This is a genomic window from Kitasatospora purpeofusca, assembly GCF_000718025.1.
Lineage (GTDB): Bacteria > Actinomycetota > Actinomycetes > Streptomycetales > Streptomycetaceae > Kitasatospora > Kitasatospora purpeofusca.
Map to the genome: position 1 here is coordinate 1 of NZ_JODS01000064.1, position 8,171 is coordinate 8,171.

Genomic DNA, 8,171 nt, shown 5'->3' on the forward strand with positions numbered 1-8,171 from the left:
GCGGGGCCGTGCGCTTCGCCGACGTGGTGACCACCCTGGCCGCCGAGGGCGCGACGACCTTCGTCGAACTCGGCCCCGACGGCACCCTCACGGGCCTCGTCGGCGCCGGCCTGGACGAGGCCGTCACCGCCGTCCCGGTCCTGCGCCGGGAGCGGCCCGAGCAGCGGACGGCGCTGACGGCGCTCGCCCGGATCCACGTCCAGGGCCACCCCGTCGACTGGACCGCCCTGTTCGGCGGCGGGCACCGCCCGAGGCTCGCCCTTCCCACCTACCCGTTCCAGCGCCGCCGCTACTGGCTGGAGCCCGCCACCCGGACCGCCGCCGACGCGGGCGGACTCGGCCTGGCGGCCGTCGACCACGCCGTGCTCGGCGCGGCCGTCGCCCGGGCCGACTCGGAGGGCGTGCTGCTCACCGGCAGCCTCTCCCTCGCCACCCACCCCTGGCTCGCCGACCACGTGGCGCTGGGCACCGTCCTGGCGCCCGGCGCGGCCCTGGTCGAGCTGGCGATCCGGGCGGGCGATGAGGTCGGCGCGAGCACCCTGGACGAGCTGGTGATCGAGGCCCCGCTCGTGCTGCCCGAGCGCGACACCCTGCACCTGCACGTGGCCGTCGGCGCGCCGGACGGGACCGGCGCGCGTCCGGTCACGATCCACTCCCGGCCCGCCCCGGCCGACCGGACCTCCCAGGCCGCCCCGGCGGCCGTGGACGGCGCCTGGACCCGGCACGCGAGCGGTCTGCTGTCCGCGGGCCGGCCCGACCCGGCCGTGCCCACCGCCTGGGAGCCTGCCGAGGGCGCCGAGCACCTCGCCCCCGAGGAGGCGTACGAGCTGCTGGCCGCCGTCGGACTGGACTACGGTCCGGCCTTCCGCGGGCTGCGCGAGGTCTGGCGGGACGGCGCGACGCTCCACGCGCTCGCCGTCCTGCCGGAGCAACTGACCAACGACGCGGCCCGGTTCGGCCTGCACCCCGCGCTGTTGGACGCCGCCGCCCAGCTGCCCGCCCTCGACGGCGCGGACCGCGACCCCGCCGTCGGCGACCCGGCCGCCGCCCGTACCCGCCGGCTCCCGTTCGCCTACCGGGGTGTCACCCTGCACGCCGCCGCCGCGACGGAGCTGCGGGTGCTGGTCACCGTGACCGGATCCGACTCCTACCGCCTGGAGGCCACCGACCCGGCCGGCCGGCCCGTGATCACCGTGGAATCGCTGGTCACCCGGCCCGTCCCCGCCGAGGGGGTGGGCGCCGGTCCTGCCGTCGGGCGGGACACCCTGTTCGCCGTCGACTGGCCGGAGGTGGCCCTCGCGGCCGCGCCGGCAGCGCTGGACAACGTACTGCGGGTCGACGGGGACGTGGTGGCGACGCTGGCCGCGCTCCAGTCCTGGCTGGCACAGGACGACGGCGCCGGTGCGCCGCTCGTCGCGCTGACCCGGCAGGCCGTGGCCGTCGACGACTCGGAGACGCCGGACCTGACCACCGCCCCGGTGTGGGGTCTGGTGCGCTCGGCGCAGTCGGAGAACCCGGGCCGGATCGTGCTGGTCGACACCGACGGCACCGACGCCTCCGAAGCCGCCCTGGCGGCGGCCGTGGCCGGCGGCGAACCGCAACTGGCCCTGCGCGAGGGCCGGGCACGCGTCCCGCGCCTGGTCCGGGTGGCTGTCCCCGACGTCGAAGCCCGGGCCTGGCACCCGGAGGGCACGGTCCTGATCACCGGTGGCACCGGGACCCTCGGCGCCCTGCTCGCCCGGCACCTGGTCACCGAACGCGGTGTCCGCCACCTGCTGCTGCTGTCCCGCCGTGGCGCAGACGCGCCCGGCGCCGCCGAGCTGCACACCGAACTCACCGCCCTCGGTGCGGAGGTGACGATCACGGCCGCCGACACCGCCGACCGCGAGTCCCTCGCCGCCGCGCTCGCGGCCGTCCCCTCCGCCCAACCGCTGACCGCCGTGGTCCACACGGCCGGCGTCCTCGACGACGGCGTGCTGACCGCCCTCACCCCCGAGCGCCTGGCCGCCGTCTGGGCCCCCAAGGCCGACGGTGCCCGCCACCTGCACGAACTCACCCGTTCCCACGACCTGGCCGCGTTCGTCCTCTACTCCTCCGTCGCCGCCACCCTCGGCAGCCCGGGGCAGGCGAGCTACGCCGCCGCGAACACCTACCTGGACGCCCTCGCCGCCCACCGGCGCAGCATCGGCCTGCCCGCCCAGTCCCTGGCCTGGGGGCAGTGGGCCGAGGCCAGCGGCATCACCGAGCACCTCAGTGCCGCCGACCACGCCCGGCTGGCCCGCTTCGGCATCCGGCCGATCGGCTCCGCCGAGGGCATCCGCCTCTTCGACGCCGCCCAGCGGCTCGGCGACCGGGCGGCCCTGGTGCCCGCCCCGCTCGACCTCGCCGCCGTCCGGGCGCAGCAGGACCGGACCCAGCACGAGGTGCCGCCGCTGCTGCGCGGCCTGGTCCGGCCCACCCGGCGCACCGCCGGCGCCGCACTCACCGGCGCCGCCACCGCCACCCCCGGCACGGACGGCCGGGGCGCCCTCGCCCAGCGGCTCGCCGCCCTGCCCGACGACGCCGAACGGCAGGCGGAGCTGCTCCGGCTGGTCCGCGCCGAGGTGTCCGCCGTGCTCGGCACCGAGGCCGAAGCGGTCGGCGCCCAGCGGTCGTTCACCAGCATCGGCGTGGACTCGCTGTCCGCCGTCGAGCTGCGCAACCGGGTCGCGGCCGCCACCGGCCTGCGCCTGTCGGCCACCCTGGTGTTCGACCACCCCAACCCGACCGCCCTCGCCGAGCACCTGCGGGCCGAACTGGTCGGCGCCACCGCCGACCCGGCGCCCGTGGTGAGCACCCCCGCCCCGGCCCGGCCCGCCGTCGAGGACGACCCGGTCGTCATCGTCGGCATGGCCTGCCGCCTGCCCGGCGGTGTTGCCACCCCGGACGACCTGTGGCGGCTGGTGAGCGAGGGCCGGGACGCCGTCACCGACTTCCCGGACGACCGCGGCTGGGACCTCGACTCCCTCTACGACCCGGACCCCGACAAGCCCGGCACCTCCTACACCCGGCACGGCGGATTCCTCGACCGGCCGGCCGAGTTCGACGCCGAGTTCTTCGGCATCTCGCCGCGCGAGGCGATCGCCACCGACCCGCAGCAGCGGCTGCTGCTGGAGACCACCTGGGAGGCCCTGGAGAGCGCGGACATCGACCCGACGGCCCTGCGCGGCAGCCGGACCGGCGTCTTCGCGGGCGTGATGTACCACGACTACGCGCCGCGGGTCCGCGAGGTGCCGGCCGAACTGGAGGGCTGGCTCGGCAACGGCACCGCCGGCAGCGTGGCCTCGGGCCGGATCTCCTACTCCTTCGGGTTCGAGGGTCCCGCCGTCACCGTGGACACCGCCTGCTCGTCCTCGCTGGTGGCGCTGCACCTGGCCGCCCAGTCGCTGCGCTCCGGCGAGTGCGACCTCGCGCTGGCCGGCGGGGTGGCCGTGATGTCCACCCCGACCACCTTCGTCGAGTTCTCCCGGCAGCGGGCCCTGTCCGCCGACGGCCGCTGCAAGGCGTACGCGAACGCGGCGGACGGCACCGGCTGGGGCGAGGGCGTCGGGCTGCTGCTGGTCGAGCGGCTCTCCGACGCGCGGCGCAACGGCCACCCGGTGCTCGCGGTGGTCCGTGGCAGCGCGGTCAACCAGGACGGCGCCTCCAACGGCCTCACCGCGCCCAGCGGTCCTGCTCAACAGCGGGTGATCCGGGCGGCGCTGGAGCGGGCCGGGCTCGGCGCGGCCGACGTGGACGCGGTCGAGGGCCACGGCACCGGCACCACCCTCGGCGACCCGATCGAGGCGCAGGCCGTGATCGCCACCTACGGGCAGCAGCGGCCGGCCGAACAGCCGCTCTGGCTCGGCTCGTTGAAGTCCAACATCGGCCACACCCAGGCCGCCGCCGGCGCGGCCGGCGTGATCAAGATGGTTCAGGCGATCCGGCACGGGGTGCTGCCCCGCACTCTGCACGTGGACGAGCCCTCGCCGTACGTTGACTGGTCGGCGGGCGCCGTCGAACTGCTCACCGAGCAGCGGGACTGGCCGGAGCTCGGGCGGCCGCGCCGTGCGGCGGTCTCCTCCTTCGGGGTGTCCGGCACCAACGCGCACGTGATCATCGAGCAGGCCCCGGAGCCGGTGGCTGTTGAAGCCGCCGACGCCGCCGACGCGCCCGGCCCGCTGCCCTACCTCGTCTCCGCCCGCACCCCGGCCGCGCTGCTCGCCCAGGCCGCCCAGGTGGCGGAGCTGCTCCCGGCGCCCGACGGCCGGGACCTCGACGTCGCGCACGCCCTGGCCACCGCCCGCGGCGCGCTGGAGGAGCGGGCCGTCGCGGTCGGCGACCCGGAGGCCCTGCGGGCGCTCGCCGCCGGGGACCCGGCCGCCGCACTGGTCACCGGCACCGCCGACGTCAGCGGCCGCACGGTGTTCGTCTTCCCCGGCCAGGGCTCCCAGTGGGCCGGGATGGCCGTCGAACTCCTCGACACCGCACCGGTGTTCGCCGCCAGGATCGAGGAGTGCGCGGCCGCCCTGGCCCCGCACACCGACTGGTCCCTGCCGGACGTCCTGCGCGGCGCCCCCGGCGCCCCCGGCCTGGACCGGGTGGACGTCGTCCAGCCGGTGCTGTGGGCGGTGATGGTCTCGCTGGCCGAGCTGTGGCGGGCGCACGGGGTGCGGCCGGACGCGGTGGTCGGCCACAGTCAGGGCGAGATCGCGGCCGCCGTGGTCGCGGGCGGGCTCTCGCTCGCCGACGGCGCCCGGGTGGTGGCCCTGCGCAGCCGGGCGATCCTGGCCCTGGCCGGCGCAGGCGGCATGGCCTCGGTCGCCCTGCCCGCCGCCGAGGTGGCCGAGCGGATCGCCGACCGGGCCGACCTGCTCTCGATAGCCGTGGTCAACGGCCCGGCGGCGACCGTGGTCTCCGGCGAGCCGGCGGCGCTGGCCGAACTGGTCGACGCCTACCGGGCGGAGGGCGTCCGGGCCCGCACCATCCCGGTCGACTACGCCTCGCACTCGCCCCAGGTGGACGGCCTGCGGGCGGAGTTGGTGGAGCTGCTGGCCCCGGTCCGGCCGCGTACGGGCACCGTGCCGCTGCTGTCCACCGTCACCGGCGACTGGTTCGACACGGCGGGGCTGGACGCGGAGTACTGGGTGACCAACCTGCGTGAGACGGTCCGCTTCGATGAGGCCACCCGGCGCCTCGCCGAGGACGGCCACACCGTGTTCGTCGAGGTGTCGCCGCACGGGGTGCTGACCGTGCCGATCGAGGACACCCTCGCGTCCGTCGGTGCCGGAAAGCGCTCGGTGGTGGCGGGCACGCTCCGCCGCGACCACGGCGGGCCGGAGCGGTTCCTGCTCTCCGCCGCCGAACTCTGGGTGCGGGGCGTGGAGTTCGACTGGTCGGCGGTGTTCGCCGGGACCGGTCCGCGCCCGGTGGCGCTGCCCACCTACCCGTTCCGGCGCCAGCGCTACTGGCTGGACGCGACCGTCACCAACACCACGGTGGCCGGATCCGTGGCCGCCGCGGTCGGCACCGACGGCGCGGCCGCCGGGCCCGCGCCCTGGCTGCTCAGGCTGGAGGGCGCGGAGGGTCCGGAGGCGCGGGAGGCGGTGCTGCTCGACCTGGTCCGCCGGGAGGCCGCGGCCGTGCTCGGCCACTCCGGCATCGCCGCCGTCGCCGCCGACCGGGCCTTCCGCGAACTGGGCCTGACCTCGCTCACCGCCGTCGAACTGCGCAACCGGATCGGCGCCGGCACCGGGCTGGAGCTGCCCGCGACGCTGGTCTTCGACCACCCGACCCCGGCCGCCGTCGCCGCCCAGCTGCTCGCCGAACTCCCGGACAGCGCAGCGGGCGCGGACGGCGCGGAGCTCGATCCGGGAGCGGCCCTGGCCGCCCTGGAGCGCTCCCTCGCCGGACCGGCGGGGCCCGAGGGGGAGCGCGCCTCGGTGCTCGCCCGGCTGAAGGCGCTGGTCGACCGCTGGGACACCGGCGGCCTCGACGGGGCCGACGGCTCCGGCGCGGAGGGTCATGGCGGCCTCGACGAGCTGGACCTGGAGAACGCCACCGACGAGGAGCTCTTCGCCCTGATGGACCGCGACGCCTCCCCGTCCGCCTGACCCCTCTGCCGTTCGCCCCCCGGCGGCCGCCCCTCGCGGCGGCCGCCGGGCCCGAACCCCCGACTCCGCCACCACCCGTACCACCGCACCTGCGAGAGGCACCGATGTCCAACGACCAGAAGCTCCGCGACTATCTGAAGCGCGCCCTGGCCGACGCGCGCCAGGCCAACCGCCGCCTGGAGGAGGTGGAGCGGGCGAAGCGCGAACCGATCGCGATCGTCGGTATGGCCTGCCGCCTGCCCGGCGGCGTCGCCTCGCCCGAGGACCTCTGGCAGCTGGTGGCCGACGGCGGCGACGCCATCACCGAGTTCCCCGCCGACCGCGGCTGGGACCTCGAAGCCCTCTACGACCCGGACCCGGACCACCCCGGCACCTCGTACACCCGGCACGGCGGATTCCTGGACACCACCGCCGAGTTCGACGCCGAGTTCTTCGGCATCTCGCCGCGCGAGGCCCTCGCCACCGACCCGCAGCACCGGCTGCTGCTGGAGACCGCCTGGGAGGCGTTCGAGCGGGCCGGCATCGACCCGACCGCGCTGCGCGGCAGCCGGACGGCGGTGTTCGCGGGCCTGGCCGGGACCGACTACACGCCCCGACTCCACGACGCTCCCGGCGAGTTGGAGGGATACCTCGGCATCGGCGGCCTGGACAGCGTGGCCTCCGGCCGGATCTCCTACACCTTCGGCTTCGAGGGCCCGGCCGTCACGGTCAACACGGCCTGCTCCTCCTCGCTGGTGGCGCTGCACCTGGCCGCGCAGTCGCTGCGCTCCGGCGAGTCGGACCTCGCGCTGGCCGGCGGGGTCAGCGTGATGTCGACGGCGCAGGGCTTCGTCGAGTTCTCCCGCCAGCGCGGACTGTCCACCGACGGGCGCTGCAAGGCGTTCGCGGCGGGTGCCGACGGGACGGGCTGGGCGGAGGGTGTGGGCCTGCTGCTGGTCGAACGCCTTTCGGACGCGAAGCGGTTGGGCCACGAGGTGCTGGCGGTGCTGCGCGGCAGCGCGGTCAACCAGGACGGCGCCTCCAACGGCCTCACCGCCCCCAACGGCCCGGCCCAGCAGCGGGTGATCCGCGCCGCCCTGGCCGACGCCCGGCTGTCCGCCGCCGACGTCCAGGCCGTCGAGGCGCACGGCACCGGCACCCGGCTCGGCGACCCGATCGAGGCCCAGGCCATCCTGGCCACCTACGGCCGCCAGCGCCCCGCCGAACAGCCGCTGCTGCTCGGCTCGTTGAAGTCCAACATCGGCCACACCCAGGCCGCGGCCGGTGTGGCGGGTGTGATCAAGTCCGTGCAGGCGATCCGGCACGGCGTGTTGCCGCGCACCCTGCACGTGGACGAGCCGACCCCGTTCGTCAACTGGTCGGCGGGCGCCGTGGAACTGCTCACCGAGCCCCGGGACTGGCCCGCCGTGGACGGCCCGCGCCGGGTCGGCGTCTCGGCCTTCGGCGCCAGCGGGACCAACGCTCACGTGATCATCGAGCAGGCGCCGGTGGAGGAGTCCGCGCCGGTGGAGGCCGCCGGACCAACGGTGGACGCCGGGCTGCTGCCGTTCGTGGTGTCGGCCCGCTCTCCGGAGGCGCTGCGCGAACAGGGCTCCAGGGTCGCCGAGTTGGCGCTCACGGGCGATCCGCTGGAGATTGCGCGCTCCCTGGTCGCCACGCGGGCGGCGTTGGAGGAGCGGGCGGTGGTGCTGGGTGATCCGGCGGCGCTGCGCGATCCCGAGGGCGTCGATGTGGTGCGTGGGGTGGCGGGTTCGGGCGGGCTGGCGTTCCTGTTCTCCGGGCAGGGTTCCCAGCGGGTCGGTATGGGGCGTGAGTTGTACGCCTCGCAGCCTGTCTTCGCCGAGGCTTTCGATGCGGTGGCGGGGGCGTTGGGGCTGCCGTTGGGCGAGGTGATCGTCTCGGGTGAGGGGTTGGACGAGACGGGGTGGACGCAGCCGGCTTTGTTCGCGGTGGAGGTGGCGCTGTTCCGGTTGTTCGAGTCGTGGGGTGTGCGGCCGGACTTCGTCGCGGGCCATTCGATCGGTGAGTTGGCGGCGGCGC

General features: G+C 76.5%; 2 protein-coding genes. Both read left to right on the forward strand.

What is annotated here, in order from left to right:
• Window positions 1–8: 8 nt before the first annotated feature.
• Window positions 9–6,131 carry a type I polyketide synthase gene (locus IF01_RS0140410; RefSeq protein WP_078880767.1) on the forward strand — a complete coding sequence of 2,041 codons (6,123 nt, stop codon included), beginning with the start codon at window positions 9–11 and terminating at the stop codon, window positions 6,129–6,131.
• 104 nt (window positions 6,132–6,235) lie between these two features.
• Window positions 6,236–8,171 (forward strand): type I polyketide synthase (locus IF01_RS0140415; RefSeq protein WP_030398626.1); only part of this gene is annotated, 1,936 nt, incomplete at its 3' end.